This is a genomic window from Agromyces sp. NPDC052230 (genome assembly GCF_040679595.1).
Lineage (GTDB): Bacteria > Actinomycetota > Actinomycetes > Actinomycetales > Microbacteriaceae > Agromyces.
In genome coordinates, this window is the sequence record NZ_JBFAVC010000001.1 from 86,506 (window position 1) to 107,661 (window position 21,156).

At 71.5% G+C, this 21,156-nt stretch carries 20 protein-coding genes; 12 read left to right on the plus strand and 8 right to left on the minus strand.

Annotated features, from left to right (window positions below):
• Positions 1-123: 123 nt before the first annotated feature.
• Both gap and AB0K73_RS00410 read right to left on the minus strand, forming a co-directional pair.
• The gene (gap, locus tag AB0K73_RS00405) at positions 124-1,122 is read right to left on the minus strand and encodes a type I glyceraldehyde-3-phosphate dehydrogenase (RefSeq protein WP_360511166.1); all 999 of its coding nucleotides are present in this window, start codon (positions 1,120-1,122) and stop codon (positions 124-126) included.
• A gap of 121 nt (positions 1,123-1,243) precedes the next feature.
• Positions 1,244-1,747, minus strand: a complete 504-nt coding sequence (locus AB0K73_RS00410; protein WP_360511165.1) for a YfcE family phosphodiesterase — start codon at positions 1,745-1,747, stop codon at positions 1,244-1,246.
• A gap of 35 nt (positions 1,748-1,782) precedes the next feature.
• Here AB0K73_RS00410 and AB0K73_RS00415 point away from each other — a divergent pair, with 35 nt between their 5' ends.
• Entirely contained in the window at positions 1,783-2,178 is a 396-nt protein-coding gene (locus tag AB0K73_RS00415; RefSeq protein WP_360511164.1) for a hypothetical protein, read from the plus strand.
• A gap of 1 nt (position 2,179) precedes the next feature.
• Here the strand turns inward: AB0K73_RS00415 and AB0K73_RS00420 are convergent, their stop codons facing one another.
• Positions 2,180-3,145 carry a helix-turn-helix domain-containing protein gene (locus AB0K73_RS00420; RefSeq protein ID WP_360511163.1) on the minus strand — a complete coding sequence of 322 codons (966 nt, stop codon included), beginning with the start codon at positions 3,143-3,145 and terminating at the stop codon, positions 2,180-2,182.
• 117 nt (positions 3,146-3,262) lie between these two features.
• On the opposite strand from AB0K73_RS00420, the gene AB0K73_RS00425 reads away from it, so the two are divergent.
• The 8 genes from AB0K73_RS00425 to AB0K73_RS00460 all read left to right on the plus strand — a co-directional run bounded on the left by AB0K73_RS00425 (position 3,263) and on the right by AB0K73_RS00460 (position 12,233).
• The gene (locus tag AB0K73_RS00425; protein WP_360511162.1) at positions 3,263-4,285 is read left to right on the plus strand and encodes an aldehyde reductase; all 1,023 of its coding nucleotides are present in this window, start codon (positions 3,263-3,265) and stop codon (positions 4,283-4,285) included.
• A gap of 58 nt (positions 4,286-4,343) precedes the next feature.
• A complete protein-coding gene (locus AB0K73_RS00430) occupies positions 4,344-4,745 on the plus strand; it encodes a heavy-metal-associated domain-containing protein (RefSeq protein ID WP_360511161.1) in 402 nt (133 codons plus the stop codon).
• Between the two features lie 17 nt (positions 4,746-4,762).
• Complete coding sequence (locus AB0K73_RS00435; protein ID WP_360511321.1) at positions 4,763-7,021, plus strand: heavy metal translocating P-type ATPase; 2,259 nt, start codon at positions 4,763-4,765, stop codon at positions 7,019-7,021.
• A 42-nt stretch (positions 7,022-7,063) separates the two neighbouring features.
• The gene (locus AB0K73_RS00440) at positions 7,064-7,576 is read left to right on the plus strand and encodes a DoxX family protein (protein WP_360511160.1); all 513 of its coding nucleotides are present in this window, start codon (positions 7,064-7,066) and stop codon (positions 7,574-7,576) included.
• A 112-nt stretch (positions 7,577-7,688) separates the two neighbouring features.
• The gene (locus tag AB0K73_RS00445) at positions 7,689-8,666 is read left to right on the plus strand and encodes a hypothetical protein (RefSeq protein ID WP_360511159.1); all 978 of its coding nucleotides are present in this window, start codon (positions 7,689-7,691) and stop codon (positions 8,664-8,666) included.
• On the plus strand, positions 8,666-10,267 hold the full coding sequence (locus tag AB0K73_RS00450; protein ID WP_360511158.1) for a hypothetical protein: 1,602 nt from the start codon (positions 8,666-8,668) through the stop codon (positions 10,265-10,267). The genes AB0K73_RS00445 and AB0K73_RS00450 overlap by 1 nt, the downstream gene beginning before the upstream one ends.
• The gene (locus AB0K73_RS00455; RefSeq protein WP_360511157.1) at positions 10,264-10,944 is read left to right on the plus strand and encodes an ABC transporter ATP-binding protein; all 681 of its coding nucleotides are present in this window, start codon (positions 10,264-10,266) and stop codon (positions 10,942-10,944) included. The genes AB0K73_RS00450 and AB0K73_RS00455 overlap by 4 nt, the downstream gene beginning before the upstream one ends.
• Positions 10,945-10,964: 20 nt before the next feature.
• Positions 10,965-12,233, plus strand: coding sequence for an ABC transporter permease (locus AB0K73_RS00460; RefSeq protein WP_360511319.1), 1,269 nt, complete (start codon positions 10,965-10,967; stop codon positions 12,231-12,233).
• 24 nt (positions 12,234-12,257) lie between these two features.
• Here AB0K73_RS00460 and AB0K73_RS00465 read toward each other — a convergent pair whose 3' ends face one another.
• The 3 genes from AB0K73_RS00465 to AB0K73_RS00475 form a co-directional block, all read right to left on the minus strand.
• Complete coding sequence (locus AB0K73_RS00465) at positions 12,258-13,559, minus strand: ABC transporter permease (RefSeq protein ID WP_360511156.1); 1,302 nt, start codon at positions 13,557-13,559, stop codon at positions 12,258-12,260.
• Positions 13,556-14,317, minus strand: coding sequence for an ABC transporter ATP-binding protein (locus AB0K73_RS00470; protein ID WP_360511155.1), 762 nt, complete (start codon positions 14,315-14,317; stop codon positions 13,556-13,558). The genes AB0K73_RS00465 and AB0K73_RS00470 overlap by 4 nt, the downstream gene beginning before the upstream one ends.
• Before the next feature lie 161 nt (positions 14,318-14,478).
• The gene (locus tag AB0K73_RS00475) at positions 14,479-15,927 is read right to left on the minus strand and encodes an MFS transporter (protein WP_360511154.1); all 1,449 of its coding nucleotides are present in this window, start codon (positions 15,925-15,927) and stop codon (positions 14,479-14,481) included.
• Between the two features lie 558 nt (positions 15,928-16,485).
• On the opposite strand from AB0K73_RS00475, the gene AB0K73_RS00480 reads away from it, so the two are divergent.
• Positions 16,486-16,704, plus strand: a complete 219-nt coding sequence (locus tag AB0K73_RS00480; protein ID WP_360511153.1) for a hypothetical protein — start codon at positions 16,486-16,488, stop codon at positions 16,702-16,704.
• 42 nt (positions 16,705-16,746) lie between these two features.
• Here the strand turns inward: AB0K73_RS00480 and AB0K73_RS00485 are convergent, their stop codons facing one another.
• Positions 16,747-18,426 carry a DUF885 family protein gene (locus tag AB0K73_RS00485; RefSeq protein ID WP_360511152.1) on the minus strand — a complete coding sequence of 560 codons (1,680 nt, stop codon included), beginning with the start codon at positions 18,424-18,426 and terminating at the stop codon, positions 16,747-16,749.
• Between the two features lie 106 nt (positions 18,427-18,532).
• Positions 18,533-18,973 carry an Hsp20/alpha crystallin family protein gene (locus AB0K73_RS00490; RefSeq protein ID WP_360511151.1) on the minus strand — a complete coding sequence of 147 codons (441 nt, stop codon included), beginning with the start codon at positions 18,971-18,973 and terminating at the stop codon, positions 18,533-18,535.
• A 169-nt stretch (positions 18,974-19,142) separates the two neighbouring features.
• Here AB0K73_RS00490 and AB0K73_RS00495 point away from each other — a divergent pair, with 169 nt between their 5' ends.
• Positions 19,143-19,793: an NAD(P)H-binding protein gene (locus AB0K73_RS00495; protein ID WP_360511150.1), complete on the plus strand. Its 651-nt coding sequence runs from the start codon at positions 19,143-19,145 to the stop codon at positions 19,791-19,793.
• Between the two features lie 19 nt (positions 19,794-19,812).
• A complete protein-coding gene (locus AB0K73_RS00500; RefSeq protein ID WP_360511149.1) occupies positions 19,813-21,153 on the plus strand; it encodes an MFS transporter in 1,341 nt (446 codons plus the stop codon).
• Positions 21,154-21,156: the final 3 nt, after the last annotated feature.

Consider the following 21,156-nt stretch of genomic DNA (forward strand, 5'->3'; position numbering starts at 1 on the left):
GACCATGCCTGCCGACCCAGCGCGAAATCCTGCCGCCGTGGACGACGAGGTCGGCGCAGACGACTCCGCCTCATGTGAGGCGAATCTCACATGAGGCGGAGCGATGAGCGGATGCCGCGGGCCTCAGCCCTTGGCGAGCATCTCGAGCGTGTCGATGACGCGGTTCGAGAAGCCCCACTCGTTGTCGTACCAGGCGACCACCTTGACGTGCCTGCCGTCGACGCGGGTGAGCGCCGCATCGAAGATCGACGAGTGCGGGTTGCCCGTGATGTCGCTCGACACGAGCGGGTCCTCCGAGTACTCGAGGATGCCGGCGAGCTTGCCGGCGGCGGCCTCGCGGTATGCGGCGATCACCTCGTCGCGGGTGACCTCGCGGGAGACGGTCGTGTTCAGCTCGACGATCGAGCCCACGGGCACCGGCACGCGGATCGAGTCGCCCGAGAGCTTGCCCTCGAGCTGCGGCAGCACCAGCCCGATGGCCTTGGCGGCGCCCGTCGAGGTCGGCACGATGTTGACGGCGGCGGCGCGGGCGCGGCGCGGGTCGCGGTGGGGGCCGTCCTGCAGGTTCTGCTCCTGCGTGTAGGCGTGCACCGTCGTCATGAAGCCGTGCTCGATGCCGGCGAGTTCGTCGAGCACCGCGGCGAGCGGCGCGAGCGCGTTCGTCGTGCATGAGGCGTTCGAGACGATCGTGTGGTTGTCGGCGTCGTACGCGTCGGTGTTCACGCCGTATGCAAGGGTGACGTCGGCCCCGTCGGACGGAGCGCTCACGAGCACCTTCCGCGCGCCGGCGGCGAGGTGGGCCCTGGCGGCCTCGGCGGACGTGAAGCGACCGGTGGACTCGAGCACGACGTCGACGCCGAGCTCCTTCCACGGGAGGTTGGCGGGCTCGCGCTCGGCGAGGACCTTGATGCGGCGCCCATCGACGACGAGGGTGTCACCGTCGACCTCGACCGTGCGGCCGAGGCGGCCGAGGGAGCTGTCGTAGCGGAGGAGCTGGGCGAGCGCCTTCGGCTCCGTGAGGTCGTTGACCGCGACGACCTCGAGGTCGGAGTCGCGCTCCAGGAGGGCGCGGAGGGTGTTGCGGCCGATACGTCCGAAGCCGTTCACGGCGATGCGGGTCATGGGTGTGGGTTCCTTTCGTTCCCGAGTACCCGGCCACTCTGGCCTCGAAGCACCACCGACGGAAGTGGCCGGGCGGACATGTGTCGAAAGGATCGCGCCAGCTGGCGGCATCCGGCGTCCGTCAGCGCGTGACCGGGATCAACTCCACGTCGCGCAGCGACCCGGCATCCGTCACCGCGGTCATCATCGTGCACACGGGTTGCCGGCGTCGATCGGTGGGCGAGCCGGGATTCAGCAGTCGGATGCCGCGGGGCGTCACGGTGTCCCATGGGATGTGGCTGTGCCCGAACACGAGCACGTCGAGCCCCTCGTGCTCGGCGTCCATGCGCGCCTCTCGCCCGGTCGCGGGGCCGGTCTCGTGCACCACGCCGAACCGGACGCCGTCGAACTCGACGTGCGCGACCTCGGGCAGGCGGGACCGCAGCGCCGGGCCGTCGTTGTTGCCCCACACGCCGACGAGCCGCGCCGCCCGCGCCGCGAGGGCGTCGAGGGTCGCGACGTCGATCCAGTCCCCCGCGTGGACCACGACGTCGGCCTCGTCGACGGCACGCCACACTGCGTCCGGCAGCCGCTTCGCCCGCGCTGGGATGTGCGTGTCGGAGATGAGCAGGAGCCGGGTGGCCATGCTCCATCATCGCCGCGGCACGGCAGAATCGGGGGATGATCCCCTACGAGCACACCCGCGGCGTCGGTTGGGCGCGGTTCTTCGCGTGGACGTCGGTCGGCCTCGGCCTCGCGGCGCTCATCGTGTCGGTGACCGTGCCCCTCGCCCTGCAACTCGAGCGGGTGACCTGGGTCGTGCTGTTCGCGACATTCTCGATCTGGGGGGCGTTCATGGCGGTGCCGCGCTACCGGGAGGCTGGCCGCCGGGTGCCATGGCTGATCGTGGTCGGCGCCGCGCTCGGCATCCTGACGTTCGCCCTCATGGTCTACGCCGCGGTCGCGTTCATCCTGGCGGGCTACTACGACACCGTCATCCCGATGCTGCCGAACTGGACGGAGGGCGGCACCGGAAGCCCAGCCGTACCGGGTATCGTCGCGGCGCCCCGCACCTGACTCAACCGGCCGCGGCGGTCGGTGCGAACGTGTGCCGGTACTCGGTCGGCGACGTCCCGAGGATCCGGTGGAAGTGCAGCCGCAGGTTCGCCCCCGTGCCGAGCCCGACCCGGTCGGCGATCTGCTCGACGCCGAGGTCGGTGCGCTCGAGCAGTTCGCGGGCGAGGTCGACGCGGGCGCGGAGGATCCACTGCATGGGCGTGTACCCCGTGTCCTCGACGAACCGGCGCGAGAACGTGCGCGGCGAGACGTTCGCGTTCCGCGCCAGGTCGGCGAGCGTGAGGGGTTCCTCGAGCCGGCCGAGCGCCCACTGCCGCGTCGCCGCGAACAACTCGCCGAGGGGCTCGGGCACGCTGCGCGGTACGTACTGCGCCTGCCCGCCGCTGCGATACGGCGCGGCGACGAGCCTGCGAGCGACGTGGTTGGAGAGTCCGACGCCGTGGTCGCGACGCACGAGGTGCAGGCACAGGTCGATGCCCGACGCCGCCCCTGCCGAGGTGAGCACGCGGCCCTCGTCGACGAACAGCACGTTCTCGTCGACCCTGACGAGCGGATGCTTCCGCGCGAGCGCGTGCGAGTAGTGCCAGTGCGTGGTCGCCCGCCGGCCGTCGAGCAGCCCCGTCGCGGCGAGCGCGAACGCGCCCGTGGAGATCGCCGCGAGCCGCGCCCCGCGCGCGTGCGCCGCGAGCAGCGCCTCGACCACGGCGAGCGGCGCCTCCTCGATGTCGGGGTGGCGGTAGCCGGGCACGAACACCGTGTCGGCCCACTCGAGTGCCTCGAGTCCGTCGGCCACGTGGTACGAGAGCCCATCGCCGCCGGTCACGAGTCCGGGCGCGGCCCCGCAGACGCGCACCTCGTAGGGCATGCTCGTGCGGTGGGTGAAGACCTGCGCCGGAATGCCGACATCGAGCGGTTTGGCCCCCTCGAGCACGAGCACGGCGACGCGATGGGTGCGCTGGCGGGACATCCGGTCTCCTCGGTGATGGCGTGATGCCCACGATACGCAACGTTCGAGCCAATCAGCCCGGTCAACCCCCATCGGGGCCGGAACGATCGCGAGTAGCATCCGTCGCGGGAGGCGCTCATGCCCGACGAACTCGTTCTGGTCACCGGTGGCACCGGCTTCATCGCCGCGCACTGCATCGTGCGGCTGCTCGGCGACGGCTACCGGGTGCGCACCACGCTGCGGTCGCTCGCCCGCGCCGATGAGGTGCGCGCCCTCGTGCGCGCCGGCGGCGCCGATCCGACACGGCTCGAGTACGCCCAGGCCGACCTGCTGCACGACGACGGATGGCACGCCGCGGTCGCCGGGGCCGCGGGCGTGCTGCACGTGGCCTCCCCGTACCCGGTGCGGCAGCCGAAGGACGAGAACGAACTCATCGTGCCGGCCCGCGACGGCGCGCTCCGGGTGCTGCGCGCGGCGCGCGACACCGGGGTTCGGCGCGTGGTGCTCACCTCCTCGTTCGCGGCCGTCGGCTACTCGAGCCGGCCCGATCGACCCTTCACCGAGGCGGACTGGACCGATCCGGATGCCCAGGGCCTCAGCCCGTATGCGAAGTCGAAGACGATCGCCGAGCTCGCCGCGTGGGACTTCATCGACCGGGAGGGCGGTGATCTCGAGCTCTCCGCCGTGAACCCCGTCGGCGTCTTCGGCCCCGTCCTCGGCGACGATCTCTCGAGCTCCATCGCGCTGCTGCTCGTGCTCCTGCAGGGGAAGGTGCCCGCGGTTCCGAACGGCGAGACCTCGGGCGTCGACGTGCGCGACGTCGCCGACCTGCACGTGCGGGCCATGACGCATCCGGATGCCGCGGGCGAGCGGTTCCTCGCCGTGTCGGGCCCTCCGATCAGCTTCCTCGATATCGCGAGGCTCCTGCGAGAGGAACTCGGAGATGTGGCCGGTCGCGTGCCGAGGTTCACGATTCCCGATTGGGTGGTGCGGCTCGGGGCGGGGTTCAACAGCGACCTGCGTGCGATCGTTCCCGAGCTGGGTCGCTCACGACATGCGTCGGGTGAGAAGGCGCAGCGGATGCTCGACTGGCAGCCCCGCCCGCGCGACGAGGCCATCATCTCCTCGGCCGAGAGCCTCATCCGGCTCGGACTCGTGTAGCGTGAGAGGTACCCTACAGGGGTATTTCGCGAATTCACACGTCACTGAAGGGACGGCCATGACCGGCTTCAAGCGCATCGACCTCGGACTCACCGACGCGAACGCCGCGTGCAGCTGTTGCGCGACGGACGGCTCGCACGGCGCCGGCTCGCACGCCGGCACCGTCGTCTCTGCCGGCGCCGTCGCCTCCGCCGGCGCCGTCGCCTCCGCCGGCGCCGTCGCCTCCGCCGAAGGTGCGCTCAGCGCCGAGTTCCTGGTCGAGGGCATGACGTGCTCGCACTGCGTGTCGAGCGTGACCGAGGAGCTCTCCGAGGTCGACGGCGTGCAGCAGGTGGCCGTCGACCTGCGGCCGGGCGCGGCATCCGTCGTCACCGTGAGGAGCTCGGGGCCGATCAGCGATGACGCCGTGCGCACCGCGGTCGAGGAGGCCGGCTACACGCTGGCAGCGCCGGCGGCGTGAGCACCCCCGCGGCGTCGATGCCCGCGTCGTCGGCCGCGCCGCTCGAACTCGAGATCGAGGGCATGACGTGCGCGTCGTGCGCGACCCGCATCGAGCGCAAGCTCAACAAGCTCCCGGGCGTCGAGGCATCCGTCAACTACGCGACCGAGAAGGCGCACGTGCGCTGGTCCACCGACGAGGCGCTCGATCCGGCAGAGCTCATCGCCGCCGTCGAGTCCGCGGGCTACCGCGCGACGCTCCCCCCGCCACCTGCGTCGTCGTCGGAGGCACGCGGACCCGCTGGCGCCCCCGCGCGCGACGAGGCCCGCGAACTCGGTCGACGCGTGCTCATCTCTGCGGCGCTCACCGTGCCGGTGCTCCTCATGTCGATGATCCCGGCGCTGCAGTTCACGAACTGGCAGTGGCTCGCGCTCACGCTCGCGGCGCCGGTCGCGGTGTGGGGCGCGTACCCGTTCCACCGGGCCGCCGCGATCAACGCCCGGCACGGCGCCGCCACCATGGACACGCTCATCAGCGTCGGCGTACTCGCCGCGTTCGGCTGGTCGCTCTACGCCCTGTTCTTCGGCATGGCCGGCATGCCGGGCATGCAGATGACGCTCACCCTGTTCGGCTCGCCCGAGACGGGCTCGAGTGAGATCTACCTCGAGGTCGCAGCGGCCGTCACGGTCTTCGTGTTGGCCGGGCGATACGCCGAGGCGCGCGCCAAGCGGGAGTCGGGCGCCGCCCTGCGGGCCTTGCTCGAGCTCGGTGCGAAGGATGCCGCGCTTCTCCGCGACGGCCGCGAGACGCGCGTGCCCGTCGACTCGCTGGTGCCCGGCGACCAGGTCGTCGTTCGGCCGGGCGAGACGTTCCCCTCCGACGGGCTCGTCGTCGACGGGGCATCCGCCGTCGATGCCAGCATGCTGACCGGTGAGTCGGTGCCCGTCGAGGTCGCCGCCGGGTCCCGCGTCGTGGGCGCGACGGTCAACGTCGGCGGCCGCCTCGTCGTGGAGATCACCCGAGTCGGCGCGGACACCGAGCTCGCGCGCCTCGGCCGGCTCGTCGAGGAGGCGCAGACCGGCAAGGCGCCCGTGCAACGGCTCGCCGACCGTGTCTCGGCGGTGTTCGTGCCGGTCGTGATCGGGCTGTCGATCCTCGCGTTCGCCGGTTGGCTGCTCACGGGTGCGTCGCTCGAGGTGGCGTTCACCGCCGCCGTCGCGACGCTCATCATCGCGTGCCCGTGCGCGCTCGGACTCGCGACGCCCACGGCCCTCCTCGTGGGCACGGGTCGCGGCTCGCAGCTCGGCATCCTCATCCGCGGACCGCAGGTGCTCGAGCAGACCCGCCGCATCGACACGGTCGTGCTCGACAAGACGGGCACCGTGACGAGCGGTCGCATGCGCGTGGCGCTGGTGCACCCGATCGAAGGATGCCCCGAGCCCGAGCTGCTCCGCTACGCCGCCGCCGTCGAGGACGGCTCGGAGCACCCCGTGGCGCGCGCGATCGTGGCCGCGGCAACGGAGGGCGGAGCGGGGCATCCGGCCGCCGAGCAGTTCACCGCCCACGCCGGACTCGGCGTACAGGCCATCGTCGACGAGCGCCTGGTCGTCGCCGGCAAGCCTGACTGGCTCGCCTCCCAGTGGTCGCTCGAGCTGCCGGCGTCGCTGGCCGGAGCGCGAGACGAGGCGGAGGCCCGCGGCATCACCACGGTCGTCATCGCGTGGGACGGCGCGGTGCGCGGACTCATCGGCGTCGCCGACACGGTGAAGCCAACGAGTGCCGAGGCGATTCGGCGGCTGCGACGGCTCGGCCTCCGGCCCGTGCTGCTCACGGGTGACCACGAGGGTGCCGCGCGTGCCGTCGCCGCCGAGGTCGGCATCGATGATGTCCGGGCGGGCGTGACGCCGGCGGGCAAGCTCGAGGCGATACGACGGCTGCAGGCGGCCGGCCACGTCGTCGCCATGGTGGGGGACGGCGTCAACGACTCGGCGGCGCTCGCGGCATCCGACCTCGGCATCGCCATGGGCGGCGGCACCGATGCGGCCATCGCGGCCAGCGACCTCACTGTCGTGTCGGGCGACCTGCTGCTCGTGCCCGATGCGATCCGGCTCGCGCGACGCACGCTCGGCACGATCAAGGGCAACCTGTTCTGGGCGTTCGCCTACAACGTGGCGGCGATCCCCGTGGCCATGCTGGGCCTCCTGAACCCGCTCCTCGCGGGCGCGGCCATGGCGTTCTCGTCGGTGTTCGTGGTGACGAACAGCCTGCGGCTGCGAGGGTTCCGGCCCGAATCGTAACGGGCCTGGCAGCCCACATTAGATAGTGGTACTATCCAATTTATGGAACCACTCATCACGCTCGTCATCGTCACGTTGATCCTGCTCGCACTCGGCGCACTGGGCGTGCGCATCCTCCACCCGTGGCCCGTCGCCCTCAGGGGCGGCCTCGCCGCGATGTTCGTGCTGACCGGCGTCGCGCACTTCGTCGGCAAGCGCGACGATCTGATCGCGATGGTGCCTCCATTCCTGCCCGAGCCGGAGCTCCTCGTCACGATCACGGGCGTCCTGGAACTGGCGGGTGCCATCGGGCTGCTGATCCCGCGGACAGCCCCCCTGGCGGCAGGCGGGCTGACGCTGATGCTGATCGCCATGTTCCCGGCGAACGTCCACCTGGCACTCACCGGCACCGATCTGGGCCCCATGCAGGAGCTGTGGCCGCGGACCCTCCTCCAGGTCGTCTTCATCGCGGCGACCATCACGGCGGCCGTGACGAGCGTCCGTTCCCGTCGCGTGCCGACATCCGCGGGTGTACCCGCAGGAGTCACCGACGCGGGCTCACGGGTCGGCGCATGACGACCCGGGGCGCCGACGCTGTGCATGGATCTGAGACGCCTCCACTCCTGCGGGACATACTTCGGTAGGGCGCGACTTCGCGCTCATCGGCGACCCCCACGACTGGAGAACAGTGTCTTCCCGAGCATCCGCCCGCGCCCTCGCCCTCGCCATCGCGATCACCGCAACCGTCACCCTCGCCGCCTGCAGCGGCGGCGGTCCGGGCGGAGGCGGCGAACTCACCTACGAGGACAGCCCCCTCTCCAGGTACCTCGAAGCCGCGAACGGCGGCGCGTTCGACGAGGAGCGCGCGATCAAGCAGCAGCAGCAGGTCGAGGAACTGGTCGCCGCATGCATGGCCGAGGAGGGTTTCGAGTACCTTCCGGTCGATCAGTCCCAGTACATGACGTTCGCCGACGACATGGAGGAGCGCAACACCGAGGAGTGGGTCGCCGCCAACGGCTGGGGCATGGTGCAGACCGAGGAGGAGATGGCGGAGCAGCAGGCCGAGGCACAGGAGTACGTCGACCCCAACCAGCCCTACGTCGAGTCCCTCTCGCCGAGCGAGCAGGAGGCCTACTACGCCACGCTCTACGGGGCCCCGCCGAGCGAAGAGGAGATGAACGAGGACGGCTCGTACGAATACACCTGGGAGAACGGCGGATGCACCGGCTCCGCCAATCACGAACTGCAGGGCGATTCGTACTGGGAGGACGAGCGGTTCGCCGGACTCGTACAGGACATGAACGCGCTCTGGGAGGACCTGCCGAAGCAGCCAGAGGTCGTGGAGCTCAACCGCCAGTGGTCGGAGTGCATGGCCGATGCCGGTCACCCCGACTTCGAACTCCGATGGGACGCCCAGACCTCCATCTCCGAGGAGATGAACACCTTCTGGGAGGGCCAGGAGAACCCCACCGGGCCGAGTGGGGAAGAGCTGCAGGCCCTGAAGGAGAAGGAGATCGAGCTCGCCCTCGCCGACTTCCGCTGTGCGAAGAAGCTCGACTACGACACGACGCAGTTCCGGGCGCAGTTCGCGCTCGAAGAGCAGTTCATCAAGGACCACCAGGCCGAGCTCGACGAGCTCCTCGCCGTCTACGCCAAGGGCGAGTAGTGGAACCACAGGAGTCGCCCGACGCGTATGCCCTGCCTGCCGGTGCAGCCGGTGCGGCCGAGTCGGTCGGCGCGCCCGGTGCCCCCGAGCCGAAGGCCGACCCGGCCGTCGCGGGCTGGCGTCGGGTGCTGCACGGCAATCGGGTGCTCTGGGTGCTCGCGGGCGTCGCAGTGCTCTCGCTCGTCGCAGGCGTGGGCCTCAGTTTCTTCGTCATCTCGCCGAGCCAGGCGGCGGCGAACGCGGCCCCACCCGAGCCGGGGCTCATCACCGTGCCCGTCGAACGCCGCGTGCTCTCGAACGACGTCACGATCCGTGGCGACGCCGAGTTCGCGGACTCCGTCGAGGTGAAGCTCGAGACGGGCGACCTCGGCGGGCCGGCGGTGGTGACCGGTCGAGTGCCCGAGGTGGGAGCGACGCTCGACGCGGCCTCCGTCGCCCTCGAGATCGTCGGTCGGCCGGTCATCGTGCTCCCGGGCGAGCTGCCCGCCTACCGGAGCCTGCGGGTCGGGCTCGCCGGACCCGACGTGACGCAACTGAAGCAGTCGCTCGCCGCGATCGGCATCGACCCCGGCGACCGCACGTCGGACGTGTTCGACACGGCGACCGCCGAGGCCGTCGCGGCGCTCTACGATCGCATCGGCTATCCGCTGCCCGACGCCGCGGAGGGCAGCGAGGAGGCGCTGCGTTCAGCCCGCGACGGCGTGCGCGCCGCCGAGGACGCGGTCGCCGCGGCCGAACGCGAGGTGAGCTCGGCGGCGACCGGACCGACGTCGGTGGAGCGGATCCAGGCCGACAACGCCGTGCGCGCCGCGGAACGGGCGCTCGCCGACGCGAGGAACGGCGGCGGATCGCCGACCGAGATCGCGGCCGCCGAGGACGCACTCGCACTCGCCCGCGCGGAACGCGACGCGCTGCTCGCGACCCGCGACACGAGCACGCAGCAGGCCGCGCTCGAGCAGGCACGCCGTCAGCTCGCCGACGCGCAGGAGCTGCTCGCCGACGCGCTCGAGGGCACGCAGGCCTTCCTCCCCGTGAGCGAGGTGCTCTACCTCGAGGATCTCCCCCGCCGGGTCGACGAGGTCATGGTGCAGCGCGGCGCGATCGTGAACGCGGCGGTGATGCTCGTCTCGGGGGCGACGCTCGCGATCAACGCCTCGGCCGTCGAGAGCGACGCCAAGCTCCTGAAGGTGGGCGACGCGGCGACCCTGGCCATGCCCGACGGCGGCGAGCTGGCGGCGGAGATCACCTCCGTCGCACCGCGCAAGGCCGAGGGAGGAGCATCCGCAGAGGGCGGCCCGCGCTATGACGTTGTGCTCGCGCCCATCGCCCCCACCGACGCCCAGGTGCAGTCGCTCCGCGGGCAGAACGTGCGCGTGCAGATCTCGATCGGCGCGACCGAGGGGGAGGTGCTGGCGGTTCCGCTCGCGGCGCTCACGGCGGGTCCCGGCGGCGAGTCGCGCGTCGAGGTCGTCGACGGCGACGGCGGTGGTGACGGCAACGCGACCCGCCTCGTCGAGGTCGAGACCGGACTCGCAGCCGAGGGGTTCGTGGAGATCACCGGCGAGATCGCCGAGGGCGACCGCGTCGTGGTCGGTCGATGAGCCGGGCCGCACCGGTCGTGGAACTCGTCGACGTGACGAGGTCGTTCCCCGGCCCACCCGAGGTGCGAGCGCTCAAGAGCGTGGATCTCACGATCGAGCGTGGCGACTACCTCTCGATCGTCGGTCCCAGTGGGTCGGGCAAGTCGACGCTGCTCAACGTGCTCGGCCTGCTCGACCGTCCGACCGTGGGCGAGTACCGCCTCGACGGCGTGTCCACCGGTGAGCTCGACGAGGAACAGCGCGCCGGGCTCCGCGCGCGCACCATCGGCTTCGTCTTCCAGGCGTTCCACCTGCTGCCCCGGCGAACGGTGCTCGACAACGTCCTGCTCGCCACCCTCTACAGCGGAGTGCCGAGGGTCGAGCGGATGTCGCGGGCGACCGCGGCACTCGAGCGCGTCGGCCTCGGACACCGCATGGGGTTCCTGCCGACGACGCTCTCGGGCGGCGAACGCCAGCGGGTCGCCGTGGCACGAGCCGTCATCGCCTCGCCGCAGCTCATCCTCGCCGACGAGCCGACCGGCAATCTCGACCAGCACACCTCCGATGAGGTGATGGACCTCTTCGAGGAGCTCAACGACGACGGGCTCACCCTCGTGGTGATCACGCACGACGCGGCGACCGCCGACCGGGCGGCCCGGAGCATCCGCATCGCCGACGGCCGGGTGAGCGAGCCGTGAGGCGCCCGAGGTTCCCACGCATCGGACGCCGCAGCACGTCACCCGAGCCGGCCGCCCCGCCCACGCCGCGCGCCGACCGGTTCACCGTGCAGGACCTCCTCGTCGAGGTGAGCCACGGCATCGGCGGCCACACCGGCCGGCTCGTGATGACGACGCTCGGCACCGTGCTCGGCATCGGCTCGCTCGTCGTCACGATCGGCTTCGCGCAGACCGCGGCGGGCCAGCTGAGCCGACAGTTCGACGCCGTCGCCGCGACCCAGGCCGTGATCTCGCCCGCGACCACGCGGTCGATGAACGGCACCGAGACGCCGAACGCGCGGCTCCCGTGGGACGCTCCCGACCGCGTCGAACGACTCGCCGGTGTCGAACGCGCAGGACTCATCGGCGAGGTGCCCATCGGCGAACAGCAGATCACCGCGGTTCCCATCAACGACCCCTCGGCGCCCGAGGTGCTGAGCCCGACCCTGCTCGCGACCTCCGACGGGCTGCTCGACGCCGTACGCGGCACCGTGGTGACCGGACGCTACTTCGATGCCGGTCACGAAACCCGAGGCGATCGGGTGGCCGTGCTCGGAGCCCGAGCCGCCGAGAAGCTCGGGCTCAACCGCGTCGACAGCCAGCCGTCGATCTTCATCGGCGAGCGCCCCTACGCCGTGATCGGCATCGTCGACGAGGTGCAGCGACGACCCGACCTGCTCGACTCGGTCATCGTGCCGCTCGCCACGGCCCGTGCCGACTTCGGACTCGTCGCGGCCGAGGAGTTGCAGGTGCACATCGCCCCCGGCGCGGGCGCGCTCGTCGCCGAGCAGGCGCCGGTCGCGCTCGACCCGAACGCACCCGAGAACTTCGACGTCGAGGCGCCGCGCTCGGGCTCGGAGCTGCAGGAGAACGTGCAGGCCGACATCAACGTCGTCTTCCTCGTGCTCGGCGTGATCGCGCTGCTCGCCGGCGGACTCGGCATCGCGAACGTGACGTTGTTGTCGGTCTCCGAACGCACCGGCGAGATCGGGCTGCGCCGCGCCCTCGGCGCCACCCGGCGCGACATCGCGGCGCAGTTCATGGTGGAGTCGGTGATCATCGGACTGCTCGGCGGCCTCATCGGCGCCGCCGTCGGCGTCTTCGCCGTGGTGGCCGTCGCGCTCGTGCAGCAGTGGACGCCGATCATCGACCTGCCGATGGTGTTCGGCGCCGCCCTGCTCGGCGCGCTCGTGGGGCTCGGCGCCGGGGCGTTCCCGGCCCGCAAGGCCGCGCGGATCGAACCCATCGCGGCCCTGCGGGGCGGGGTGTGAGCAGCGGATGCCCCGCTCCGAGGCTCACTCGTAGCGCAGCGACTCCACGGGGTCGGCGCGTGCCGCCCGCACCGCGGGCAGTGTGCCCGCGAGGAACGCGACGCCCATCACCACGACGACCGTGAGCGCGACCGACACCGGGTCGAACGCGATGAGCGTCAACCCCGGCAGGTCGGCGAGCAGCGCTCCCCCGAGCGTCGAGCTGATCGCGCTGCCCGCGATCATGCCGAGTCCCGCGCCGATGGCGCTGCCGAGGAATCCGATGAACACGGCCTCCAGGCTGAACAGCCCGAACACCTTGCCGCTGGCCATGCCCATGGCCTTCATGAGCCCGATCTCGCGCGTGCGTTCCTGCACCGACATGAGCAGCGTGTTCACGATGCCGAAGCTCGCGGCGAGCAGCGCGATGATCGCGAACGCGTTCAGTACCAGCACGATGCCGTCGATCACGCTCTTGAACGCGCCGAGCCGCTCGGCGACGGTCGTGGCGTCGTACCCGGCGTCGGCGAGTCGGTCCTGCAGGGCGCTCGCCTCCTCCTCGGTCGACGCGGCGTCGAACCAGACGGTCGCCTGGCTGTAGATGTCCCGTTGGGCGGCATCCAGTCCCGTCGACTGCGCCTCGAACAGCGCGTCGTTCAAGGCATCGTTCGGCACGGCCGAGCTCGTCGTGCCGAGGCTCGCCTCGGTGATCCCGACGATCGTGGCCTCGATCTCGTGCTGTGTCCGCTCGGCATCGGTCACCGCGAGCGTGACAGGCTCGCCGAGCGCGGCATCCGCGTCGTCGAAGCCGAGCACGTCGAGATAGGAGTCGGGGATGACGACCTCGAATCCGGATGCCGCGGCATCCGGCTGCTCACCGGCAGCGAGCGGGAGCCGCATGCCGCTGACGAAGCCGCCGACGCCGATCTCGTATTCGGTGCCGGCGTCGCGGGCGATGTAGTCGACGTCGACGCTCTTCACGGGCTGGACCCGCAGGACACCATCGATGGCGGCCAGCTCGTCGAGTTCGGCCGAGCCGATCGGCGCGACGACGCTCGTCGTGCCGGGCGGGCCGTTCTCGGGGCGGATGATCGCGTCGGGGTCGTATTCACGCGGGCCGTCGGAGACATCCGTCGCATTCTCGGCGATCTTGGTGACGGTCATGACGTCGTCGGTGCCGATGGCGGCCACCGTGTCGTCGATGTACCGGTTGATGCCCGTGCCGAGTCCGTTGGTGATGGTGAGCGTGAAGGCGCCGACGAAGATGGCGAGGATGGTCAGGATCGTGCGCGTCTTCGAGCGGAACGTGTTGCCGATCGCCGAGCCGACGAGGTCGACGGGGTTCATGCGGCCCGCCCCTCCTCGGTTGCGGCCGCGTCCGGCGCTGCAGCCGCCCCCGATGCCGCTGCCCCTGTCGCGCCCTCGACGACGTCGACGATGAGTCCGTCGCGGAGGTGCACGCGGCGATCGCACCGCGCCGCGAGCTCATCGTCATGCGTGACGATGATGAGGGTGATGCCGTGTTCGCGGTTGAGGTCGAACAGGATGTCCTCGACGACCGCCCCGGTGGCGGTGTCGAGGTTGCCGGTGGGCTCGTCGGCGAAGATCACCCGCGGCGTGTTCACGAGCGCCCGGGCGATGACCGTGCGCTGCTTCTGCCCGCCGGAGAGGTTCACGGCCTTGTTCTTCGCCTTGTCGGCGAGCTCGAGCTGCTCGAGCGCGGCGAGGGCGCGGCGCTTCCGCTCGGCTCGACCGACGCCCGCGATCTTCAGCGGCAGGATGACGTTCTCGAGCACGGACGCATTCGGCGTGAGGAAAAACTGTTGGAAGACGAAGCCGAAGGTCTGGTTGCGGGCGCGGTTCAGCGCCGCGCCGCTGAGCGAGCGGGTGTCGGTGCCGGCGAGCTCGACGGTGCCGTCGGACGGGCGGTCGAGCAGTGCGAGCACGTGCATGAGCGTCGACTTGCCCGAGCCGCTCTTGCCGATGATCGCGATGCTCTCGCCCTCGCGGATGTCGAGGCTCACTCCCTTCAGCGCGTCGAATCGGTTCGCCCCGCGGCCGTACGACTTGCGTACGTCGCGCGCCGAGAGGATCGGGGTGGTCATCGTGTGATCGCTCCTGTCGTGACGAGGTCTGGTTCAAGCCTCGTCGGGAGCGGCGGCCGGCACATCCATCCAACGGATGCACCTCGGCTACTGCCGTGGCGGTACAGGCGAGCGGGTGGGGCGATCGCGCCCCACCCGCTCGGTGGTTCCGAACGCCTCGGCTACGCGGCGACCTCTTCGCGCGCCGTGCTGTCGGCATCGGGGGCGGCGCCGGCGGCCGTCGGCCGGCGGAGGAACGCGGCAGCGGCGAGCGCGCCCACGGCGGCGAGCGCGGCGGCCCCGAGGAACGCGGCGGAGTAACCGGATGTCGCGGCCGCGACATCCGTGCCACCCTGCGCGACGGCGGCGGCGACTGCCGTCATCGCCGCGAGCCCGACCGCCGAGCCGATCTGGTAGCTCGTGTTCACGAGGCCGGATGCCACGCCGGTCTCCTCGGGGCGGGCGGCGCCGATCGCGGTGCCGAGCGACGGCACGAACGCGAGCGCCATGCCGAGCGCCGCCACGAGCGAGGCGGGCAGCACGTCGACAGCGTAGCTGCCGTCGGGCCGCGCGAATCCGAGCCAGCCGAGGCCGACCGCGAGGAGCACGAAACCCGCCACGATCAGCGGCTTCGCACCGAACCGCGCGAGGAGGCGGGGCGCCAGGAGCGTCATGCCGACCACGATGAGGACGGTCATCGGCAGGAGCGCCGCGCCCGAGGCGAACGCGCCCGCGCCGAGGACGTTCTGCAGGTAGAGGTTCAGGAAGAACCACATCGGCACCCACGCGGCGCCGAGGAGGACCTGGGCGAGGTTCGCGGCACCGAGTTGCGGCGCACGGAAGATGCCGAGACGCAGGAGCGGCTGGCGGCTGCGCGCCTGGATCGCGAAGAACCCGATGAGCAGGGCTGCGCCCGCGGCGAGTGCGACGAGCGTTTCGACCGATGCCCAGCCGGCCTCGGGGGCACGCACCACGCCGTACACGACGGCAGCGAGGCCGAGCGTTGCCGTGACGGCTCCGCCGAGATCCACGCGGCCGCGTCCGGGGCGTACGCTCGGGAGCGCGAGGGGCGTGAGCGCGATGACGACGAGCGCGATCGGCACGGTCACGTAGAAGACCCACGGCCAGCTCGCGTACTCGGTGAGGACGCCGCCGAGGAACACGCCCGCAGTACCGCCGATGGGGGCGGCCGCGCCGTAGACGGCGAACGCCTTCGGGAGGTCGGGGGTTCCGCCGAAGAGGGTCATCAGCAGGGTGAGCGCGGCCGGGGCGATGAGTGCTGCGCCGGCGCCCTGCACGGCGCGGCCGGCGATCTCGACGGCGGCATTGCCGGCGGCGCCGGCGAGCACGGAGCCGAGGAGCAGCGTCACCCAGCCCGCGACGAAGACGCGCCGGGCTCCGAACACGTCGGAGAGGCGGCCGCCGAGGAGGAGCAGTCCGCCGAAGGCGACGACGTAGGCATTGAAGACCCATGACAGCGACTCGGGCGTGAAGCCGAGCGCTGCCTGGATGTCGGGAAGGGCGACGCCGATGATCGAGGTGTCCATGATGACGACGAACTGAGCGGCGGCGATCAGGGCGAGGCCCAGCCAGCGGCGACGCGCGGGCGGACTCACGGATGGTGCGGGCATTGGAGTTGCTCCTTGTCTCGAGTACGAATGACTCGAGGAAATGTAACTTGGTACCCCTAGGGGGTATTCAGGCTGTGGCCAGCACGGCAGCAATTCGTGCATCAGTGGCAGGAATCGGTCGAGCGGATGTCCCGAGGAATCGTTTCCGTTCCGCGTGCCGCCCCACTCCACCACTTCGGCCCTTCGGCACTCCGGCACTCCGGCACTTCGGCACCACGGCACTCCGGCACTCCGGCACTCCGGCACTCCGGCACTCCGGCACTCCGGCACTCCGGCACTCCGGCACTCCGGCACCCCGGCACCCCGGCACTCCGGCACCCCGGCACTCCGGCACCCCGGCACTTCGGCACTCCGGCACTTCGGCACTCCGGCACTTTGGCACTCCGGCACCCCGGCACTTCGGCACCGGGTTCGAGAACCGGAACCACACTTCGGCGGTCGAATGCCGCTTGCCGGCGCCTCGGGGCGAGCGGTCGCCGCGCCCCCTGTCAAGGCCGTGCCGGGGGACGGCCCGGCGTGTCATCGTGAACGACGACCGCGATTCGAGCAGGAGACCCCATGACCGACGCATCCGGCATCGACGACACCTCCGACCAGGGCGGCCTGGGAACTGACGGAACCATCCCCGACGAGCCCGGCAGCGTCGGCGTCGGCGCAGGCGAGGCGACCACGTTCGAGCCCGAGGAAGATCCGGAAGCCGCGTCGAACCGCGACCCCGACGCCCCGGGCGATGGAGCGGACCCCGACTCCGACGCCCACTCGGACACCGACGACTGAACCCGCCGAGCGAGAACGGAAGCTCCACGACTCCCGCGACGCTCAGCTCACCGACAGCCCCGAGTACCACGGGCCCGCCGCGTCGAGCAGGTCGACGTCGCCGCGATCGCCCAGGAGCTCCCAGCGTTGCAGCGACAGCGGCACGTTGCCGTTCCGCCACACGAAGTCATGGAAGTCCCGCAGCGAGAACTCGGCACCGTCGAGCTGCGCGGCCACCGCGGCATCCGCCAGCATGCGCTGCACTTCGAGCTTGCCCACGTGATAGGCCATCGCCAGACCCGGCGTGGCCACGTAGTACGACGTCTCCTCGGTGGCCGTCTCGAGATCCATGGGCACCATCCGTACGAAGAAGTCGACGGCGTCGTGCAACGAGAACACGCCCGTCGCCAGGTTCACGTCGACGACGACGCGCAGGGCCCGCAGGCGGATGAAGTTGTACACGGTCGTGCGCGAATGCGGGGCATCCACGAAGAGCCCCGCCGTGAGCATCAGCTCCTCGTTGTAGTGGGCGATGCCCTCGTTCGCGACCGAGTCGATGAAGTGCCGGCGCGCCGGATCCGGGTGCGCCCACGACAGCGCCAGCTGCTGGGCGTGCGCGCCCTCGTGGATGATGCCGAGCCGCGGGTCGCGGGCGCTCGCGGCATCGAAGTACGGCAGGTCGGGCGACGGATCCGGCACATACGACGTCGCGTCGTCACCGACGCGCCGGACGCTCGTGAGGTCATCGGTGACGCCGAGGAACGCGACGGGCTCGAGGTAGGCCGGCGTCGGCGCGAACCGGTACCGACGCAGCGACGGGGGCTGGCTGAGGAGACCCGAGTCCTCAGCGAAGGCACGCGTCTGGTCCTCCGCCAGCTCCTCGGCGGCGACCAGGGCGGCGGCATCGGCCGCGAGCGGCGACTCGGGAAGGTTGCGGTGCCGAGTGCGCAATACGGCCTCGCCGACGACGCTGCGGTGGTAGTCCTGCATCGCGGCCCGCACGAGCTCCTCGGGCTCCGCCGTGACGAGCGCCACGTGCCGCAGGTACCAGACGAAGGCGTCGCGGCCGACGATCGCGTCGGGACCGAGTCGGTCGGCGGATGCCTCGAGCCACGTCCGATACCGCTCGAGCGCGTCGCTCGCCGCGGGCTGGGCCTCGGCGAGCGACCGCGCAGTGACGCGGTGCAGCACCGGGGTCAGCGCGGTGACGGAGGCGGCGAGCCGTTCGCCGATGCCCTCGAGCTCGGTGGCCGCGACGCGGGCGAGCGTCGCCACGCCCGCGCGCTCCAGGTTCGCGATCGCCTGGTCGACCCCTGTCGGAACAGCCTCGAGCACGCGCACGAGGTCCGACTGCCGCGACGCCTCGAACGGCGGCGGCGCGAGCAGGAGGTCGAACCACGGGCCCAGGATCTGCGACGTGAGGAACACGGCGTCACGCTCCCAGTTGCGGAGCACGTCGAGCTCCCAGTGCACGCGGGCGAGCGCCGCGCCGAGCAGTCGGTGATCCACCTGCGCGTCGACCGGGAGCGTTCCGACGCCCGCGGCGTCGAGCGCGCGCCAGCGCTCCGTGAACCCGGCGAACGCCAGCCGTACCTCGTCGATCGCCTCGAGGTCGAACCGCGGTACCCAACCGGCCGGACGCTCCACGCGCGGGATGTCGTCGGACGTGCGGAACGACGTCGCGTCGCGCCACTCCCAGAACTCCGTGGCGAGCCGGGCGAGGTCTGTGGCGAGCGCAGTCATGCGGGCCACGCTATCCCCCTCCGCCGACGCGGTCGCCCACAGTGGAGGCCCGGAGACGACGGATGCCGCGAGCCCCCGCCCGCGGCATCCGCCTCATCCCCGATGGTCAGCTCGACGCGTTCGCGCCGGTCGTGACCTCCTTCTCGGTCTGCGGCGAGCTCTGCACCTCGACCTTGCGCGGCTTGGCCTTCTCGCTCACCGGGATGACCACGCTCAGCACGCCGTTGTCGTAGTGCGCGCTGATCGAGGTGGTGTCGAGGCCGTCGCCCAGGGTGAGCTGGCGCAGGAACGAACCGCTCGGGCGCTCGTGCGCGAGCCACTGCACGTCGTCGGAGCGCAGCGTGCGCTCCGCGCGAATTGTGAGCAGCTGCCCATCGACATCCACGTCGATCGAGCCGGGGTCGACGCCCGGCAGATCGGCCGAGAGCACATAGTGGTCGCCGTCACGGTGAAGGTCGATCGGCATCATGCGCGGTGCCTGCCGGGTGTCGAGCAGCCCCTGCGCGAGGCGATCGAGGTCGCGGAACGGGTCCCAGTACATGGCCATGGCTTCTCCTCCTTCTTCGCTGCCGCGTTCGCGGCGGTGTGTCCAAGAGTTGAGTCCATCCGACTCAAGTACCTCCAGATTAGCACTCTCGGGTAGAGAGTGCCAAGACCCCTCGAGGAGAATTTCCGCGCGACTTGCGGTGCCCGGCGAGCCCGCGTTGACTGGGGCGATGCGCGTCGTCATCGCCGGAGGCCACGGCCAGATCGCCCTCGTCCTCGAGCGCCTGCTCGCCGATGGGGGGCACGAGCCGATCGCCATCATCCGCAACCCCGAGCACCGCGCCGATATCGACGCCACGGGCGCGGCGGCGGTCGTGCTCGACCTGGAGGAGGCATCCGTCGACGAGGTCGGCCAGGTGCTGAAGGACGCGGATGCCGCGGTCTTCGCGGCCGGCGCCGGCCCGGGGAGCAGTGCCGCGCGCAAGTTCACGGTCGACCGTGATGCCGCCATCCTGCTCGCGGATGCGGCCGAGGCGGCCGGCGTGCCCCGCCTCGTGGTGATCTCGGCCATGAGCGCCGACCGCTTCGACCCCGATTCGCAGGACGTGTTCCAGCTCTACCTGCGCGCCAAGAGCGAAGCGGATGCCTCGGTGCGATCCCGCGACCTCGGCTGGACGATCGTGCGCCCCGGCCGTCTCACGAACGATCCCGGCACCGGCTCGGTTCGCGTGGGCGACTCGCTGCCCGCGGGCTCGATCCCCCGTGCGGATGTCGCGGCGACGATCGCTTTGCTCCTCGAGACCGGTGCGGCATCCCGCACGCAGTTCGATCTCGTCTCGGGCGACGAGCCGATCGCCGACGCCCTCGCCGGGCTCGCCTGACATACGTGAGAATCGTGGGATGACCACGCGCACGCCCCGGCACACGAGCTCCCTGCACCCGGCGTGGATCGTCGCCGCGGTCGCCTTCCTCGCACTCGTCGGGGCGGCCGGCTTCCGCGCGGCGCCGGGCGTGCTCATGCTGCCCCTCGAGGCCGAATTCGGCTGGACGCGCACCGAGCTCTCCATCGCGGTGACGGTCAACCTCCTCCTGTTCGGTCTCACGGCCCCCTTCGCCGCCGCGCTCATGGCGAGGTTCGGCATGCGGGCGGTGACGAGCTTCGCCCTCGTGCTGGTGGGGGCCGGCGCGGCGCTCAGCATCTTCGCCACTGCACCGTGGGTGCTCGTGCTCACGTGGGGCGTCATGATCGGGCTCGGCAGCGGATCGATGGCGCTCGTCTTCGCGGCCACGGTCGCCGACCAGTGGTTCGTCAGGCGCCGCGGCCTGGTGGTCGGCGTGCTCACGGCCGGAAGTGCGACGGGCCAGCTGGCGTTCCTACCGCTCATCGCGATCCTCGTCGAGCAGCAGGGCTGGCGACAGGCGTCGCTCCTCGTCGCCGTCGCGGCATTCGCGGTCGTGCCGCTCGTGCTCCTGTTCCTCCGCAACCGGCCCGCCGACCTCGGCACGACCCCGTTCGGCGCCCCCGACGGCTGGACTGCGCCGACGCGGGCGAGCGGCAACGCCGCCCGGCTCGCGCTCGCGACCCTCGTGCGGGCGAGCCGCAAGCGCACGTTCTGGGCGCTCGTCGCGGGCTTCGCGATCTGCGGCGCCACGACGAACGGACTCGTCGGCACGCACTTCATCCCGGGCGCACACGATCACGGCATGCCCGAGACGACCGCCGCGGGCCTGCTCGCACTCGTCGGCATCTTCGACATCGTCGGCACCGTGGCATCCGGCTGGCTCACCGACCGGGTGAACCCACGCATCCTGCTCGCGGTCTACTACGCCGGACGCGGCGTCGGGCTCGCGGTGCTGCCGTTCCTCCTCGACGCGACCGTGCAGCCGCCGATCATCGTCTTCGTCGTCATCTACGGCCTCGACTGGGTGGCGACCGTGCCGCCGACGGTGGCGCTCTGCCGTGAGGTGTTCGGCCACGACGGGCCGATCGTCTTCGGCTGGGTGTTCGCGTCGCACCAGGTGGGCGCCGCGATCGCGGCCACCGTCGCCGGTCTCGTGCGCGACAACACGGGCGAGTACACGCTCGCCTGGTTCGGCGCGGCGGGACTCTGCGTGGTCGCCGCCCTCGTCAGCGTGTCGATCCGGCGGGTGCCCACGGTGGAGGCGCCGGAATCGGCGGGGCCGGCGGGGCCGGCGGGGCCGGCCGAGCCCGTGGAACCGGTGGGGAGCGCACGCGGCTAGCCT

Excerpts from the sequence above, each read along its gene's own strand:
- gap (WP_360511166.1), bottom strand. The coding sequence starts at position 1,122 with ATGACCCGCATCGCCGTGAACGGCTTCGGACGTATCGGCCGCAACACC.
- AB0K73_RS00410 (WP_360511165.1), bottom strand. The coding sequence starts at position 1,747 with ATGGCCACCCGGCTCCTGCTCATCTCCGACACGCACATCCCAGCGCGG.
- AB0K73_RS00415 (WP_360511164.1), top strand. The coding sequence starts at position 1,783 with ATGATCCCCTACGAGCACACCCGCGGCGTCGGTTGGGCGCGGTTCTTC.
- AB0K73_RS00420 (WP_360511163.1), bottom strand. The coding sequence starts at position 3,145 with ATGTCCCGCCAGCGCACCCATCGCGTCGCCGTGCTCGTGCTCGAGGGG.
- AB0K73_RS00425 (WP_360511162.1), top strand. The coding sequence starts at position 3,263 with ATGCCCGACGAACTCGTTCTGGTCACCGGTGGCACCGGCTTCATCGCC.
- AB0K73_RS00430 (WP_360511161.1), top strand. The coding sequence starts at position 4,344 with ATGACCGGCTTCAAGCGCATCGACCTCGGACTCACCGACGCGAACGCC.
- AB0K73_RS00435 (WP_360511321.1), top strand. The coding sequence starts at position 4,763 with ATGCCCGCGTCGTCGGCCGCGCCGCTCGAACTCGAGATCGAGGGCATG.
- AB0K73_RS00440 (WP_360511160.1), top strand. The coding sequence starts at position 7,064 with ATGGAACCACTCATCACGCTCGTCATCGTCACGTTGATCCTGCTCGCA.
- AB0K73_RS00455 (WP_360511157.1), top strand. The coding sequence starts at position 10,264 with ATGAGCCGGGCCGCACCGGTCGTGGAACTCGTCGACGTGACGAGGTCG.
- AB0K73_RS00465 (WP_360511156.1), bottom strand. The coding sequence starts at position 13,559 with ATGAACCCCGTCGACCTCGTCGGCTCGGCGATCGGCAACACGTTCCGC.
- AB0K73_RS00470 (WP_360511155.1), bottom strand. The coding sequence starts at position 14,317 with ATGACCACCCCGATCCTCTCGGCGCGCGACGTACGCAAGTCGTACGGC.
- AB0K73_RS00475 (WP_360511154.1), bottom strand. The coding sequence starts at position 15,927 with ATGCCCGCACCATCCGTGAGTCCGCCCGCGCGTCGCCGCTGGCTGGGC.
- AB0K73_RS00480 (WP_360511153.1), top strand. The coding sequence starts at position 16,486 with ATGACCGACGCATCCGGCATCGACGACACCTCCGACCAGGGCGGCCTG.
- AB0K73_RS00485 (WP_360511152.1), bottom strand. The coding sequence starts at position 18,426 with ATGACTGCGCTCGCCACAGACCTCGCCCGGCTCGCCACGGAGTTCTGG.
- AB0K73_RS00490 (WP_360511151.1), bottom strand. The coding sequence starts at position 18,973 with ATGGCCATGTACTGGGACCCGTTCCGCGACCTCGATCGCCTCGCGCAG.
- AB0K73_RS00495 (WP_360511150.1), top strand. The coding sequence starts at position 19,143 with ATGCGCGTCGTCATCGCCGGAGGCCACGGCCAGATCGCCCTCGTCCTC.
- AB0K73_RS00500 (WP_360511149.1), top strand. The coding sequence starts at position 19,813 with ATGACCACGCGCACGCCCCGGCACACGAGCTCCCTGCACCCGGCGTGG.